Here is a 3,257-nt window from a genome sequence, read left to right as displayed (position 1 = left end):
GGCCGGTCCGCGCCACCGCCGTACGCGGGCGGCTCCTGCGGGGCATGGGTGCGTTCCGGCTGGCGGGTGTGCGGCCGGGAGGGGCCGCGCGGGGCGGGCACGGTCGGCGTGCGCCGTGACTCCTCGTCCCGGCCGCGCCCCCGCAGCGGCGTCGTGCTCGGCCCGTCCAGCTCCAGCTGGGTGAGCAGCGCGGAGGGCAGGAACAGGACGGCGCGGACGCCGCCGTACGGCGAACGGGTGTCGACCGAGACGCTGAAGCCGTAGCGCGCGGCGAGCACGCCGATCACGGGGAAGCCGAACTGCGGGGGGTCGCCGAGCCGGGAGACGTCCACCGCCCGCCGGCCGGAGAGCATGGCGACGGCTTCCTGGACCTCACGGCCGTCCATGCCCACGCCCGCGTCGTCGATGACGACGCACGCGCCGTTGTGCACCGGCTGGAGGCTGACCTCGACGGTGGTGTTGGGCTGGGAGTGGCGGGCGGCGTTGTCGAGGAGTTCGGCGACGGCGAGGACGACGGGCTCGACGACCCGGCTGACGACGGCGAGTTCGTTCTGGCCGCCGTGCACCCGCACGCGGCGGTAGTCACGGATCCGGGAGGTGGCGCCCCGGACCACGTCGGTCAGCGGGGAGGCGACGCGCTGCCGGCCGGGCCAGGAGCCGCAGAGCACGGCGATGGCCTGCGCGCGCCGGCCGAACTGGGCGTTGGCGTGGTCGATCTCCAGCAGATCGCGCAGGACGTCGGGGTTGTCGTGCCGCTCCTGCATCTCCGAGATGGCCAGCTGCTGCTCGTGCGCCAGGCCCTGGAGAGCGCGCATGGACGCCTTGAGCGCGGCCTTCGCGGACTGGTCCGCCCGGCTCTGCGCCTTCTCCACGGCCTGGGCGAAGAGGTCCATCACATCCTGGAGGCGCTGCGCGAAGAGGGTGCCGGCGAGCCGCGCGTCGAGCGGCCCGGGCAGCGGCACCTCCTGGCTGACGGCGTCCGCGACGGCGGGCAGCCGGACACCGACCAGATGCCCGATCTCCTCGTCACGTGCCTGGACGCTCTCCTCCAGCTGGGCGACGCGCCTGCGCAGTCCGGCGGTGATCGAGCGCTGACGGGTCAGCAGGACCGCGACCGCGGCCACCGCCACGACCAGACACCAGATCACCACCTGGGATATGTGATCAGACATCAATTCCTCTTGGACGAAGGGGGCTTGCGGTCGGAGGGACAGGTCGGCACCCTGACGTCCCGTCCAGAAGCGGAATACGCGGATCATCCTAACCGCGTACATGACCCTGCGTCCGATCTCCGTCACGAGTCCCGAACATGCTTGCGCATCCCTTTCGCCCCTTCAAGAGGATGGGGTTGACGTCACCCCGATTCGGGACCGGTCCAGGGCCGGTTTCAGGACCGATCCGGGGCCGGTTTCGGGACCGGTCCGGGATTCGGTCCGGGGCCGGTTCGGGGGCCGCGAGTGGGGTACGGAACCCCCCACCGTCCCCGCCGCCGGGCCGGGGGTGGCGAGGGGTCCCCGGCAGACCCCCGGCACCCCCGGCAGACCCGGTCGGAGGTCCTGGCGACCGGTCCTCCGGGGGTTGCGGATACGGTGGTGGCATGCGCTCGGTGCGGACAAAACTCCCATCGAGCACATCGCGTCGTACCCTCGGGCCCTCGCCCGGGGGGCGTGAGTCGAGGAAGAAAGTTGTGAGCAGGGTGTTGGTGCAGGTCAGCGCGGTAGTCCGGAGCTTGGGGCAGGCGTAATGCACATCGTGATCATGGGGTGCGGGCGAGTGGGCTCGGCCCTCGCGCAGACCCTTGAGCAGCAGGGCCACACGGTCGCCGTGATCGACCAGGACCCGACGGCCTTCCGTCGTCTGGGCTCCGGGTTCGGCGGGCGCCGGGTGACCGGCGTCGGCTTCGACCAGGACACGCTGCGTGAGGCGGGCATCGAGGAGGCCGGCGCCTTCGCCGCCGTGAGCAGCGGCGACAACTCCAACATCATCGCGGCCCGGGTGGCCCGGGAGATGTTCGGCGTCGAGAACGTGGCGGCCCGTATCTACGACCCCCGCCGTGCCGAGGTCTACCAGCGGCTCGGCATCCCGACCGTGGCCACCGTGCGGTGGACCGCCGACCAGATGCTGCGGCGGCTGCTGCCGTCGGGCGCGGAGCCGCTGTGGCGCGACCCCAGCGGTGGTGTGCAGCTCGCCGAGGTGCCCATCGCCGAGGCGTGGGTCGGCCACAAGGTGAGCGCCCTCCAGGAGGAGACCGGGGTGCGCGTGGCGTTCCTCACCCGACTGGGCGAGGCGATGCTGCCGACGTCCTCCACGGTGCTTCAGGAGGGCGATCTGGTGCACGTGATGATGCGCACCGACGAGGTCGAGAAGGTCGAGGCGGCCTTCTCGCAGGGGCCTGAGGAGGCGCACCGATGAGGGTTGCCATTGCCGGTGCGGGCGCGGTGGGTCGTTCCATCGCGGGCGAGCTGCTGGAGAACGGGCACGAGGTCCTGCTGATCGACAAGGCCCCCTCGGCCATCTCGGTGGAGCGGGTGCCCCTGGCGGAGTGGCTGCTGGCCGACGCCTGCGAGATCACCTCGCTCGACGAGGCGGCGCTCCAGCGCTGCAACGTGGTCATCGCCGCGACCGGTGACGACAAGGTCAACCTGGTCGTCTCGCTGCTCGCCAAGACCGAGTACGGGGTGCCCCGGGTCGTGGCCCGGGTGAACAACCCCAAGAACGAGTGGCTCTTCAACGAGTCCTGGGGCGTGGACGTCGCCGTCTCCACCCCGCGTCTGATGTCGGCGCTGGTCGAGGAGGCCGTGAGCGTCGGCGACCTGGTGCGGCTGCTGCGCTTCAGCCAGGGCGACGCCAACCTCGTCGAGCTCACCCTGCCGCCGGAGTCGGCGCTGGCCGGCACCCGCGTCGGCGACGTGGACTGGCCGGAGGACACCTCCCTGGTCACCATCATCCGCGGCAACCGCGTGCTCACCCCCAACCGGGAGGACGCGCTGGAGGCCGGCGACGAGCTGCTGTTCGTGGCCGCCCCGGCCCGCGAGGAGCAGCTGGAGGACCTGCTGTCGGTGCGCCGCGAGGGCGCTGCCGACTGAGCCGGTACACGGTCTGGACGACGCGAACGGCCCCCGGCGGACCGGGCGGATTCCATCGGTCGTCGCAACACGTGATCACTGATGTGTGGTGGCGAGCAGTTTATGCAGGCGCTCGGCTGGGGTTTCCCAGCCGAGCGTTTTGCGTGGGCGGCTGTTGAGTTCGGCGGCGAC

At 71.8% G+C, this 3,257-nt stretch carries 3 protein-coding genes; 2 read left to right on the top strand and 1 reads right to left on the bottom strand.

The annotated features are described in order from the left end of the window. A partial coding sequence (locus K6I33_RS33495) for an ATP-binding protein (RefSeq protein ID WP_229358521.1) occupies positions 1–1,172 on the bottom strand: 1,172 nt, incomplete at its 3' end. Positions 1,173–1,743: 571 nt separating this feature from the next. Here K6I33_RS33495 and K6I33_RS33490 point away from each other — a divergent pair. Then, positions 1,744–2,412 carry a TrkA family potassium uptake protein gene (locus K6I33_RS33490; RefSeq protein WP_229358519.1) on the top strand — a complete coding sequence of 223 codons (669 nt, stop codon included), beginning with the start codon at positions 1,744–1,746 and terminating at the stop codon, positions 2,410–2,412. Next, complete coding sequence (locus K6I33_RS33485) at positions 2,409–3,086, top strand: TrkA family potassium uptake protein (protein ID WP_229358517.1); 678 nt, start codon at positions 2,409–2,411, stop codon at positions 3,084–3,086. Before K6I33_RS33490 ends, K6I33_RS33485 begins: the two co-directional genes overlap by 4 nt. Positions 3,087–3,257: the final 171 nt, after the last annotated feature.

This window comes from Streptomyces sp. UNOB3_S3 (assembly GCF_020740895.1).
GTDB lineage: Bacteria > Actinomycetota > Actinomycetes > Streptomycetales > Streptomycetaceae > Streptomyces.
Note: the sequence above shows the minus strand (reverse complement) of the source record. Positions and strands in the feature narration are given on the sequence as shown.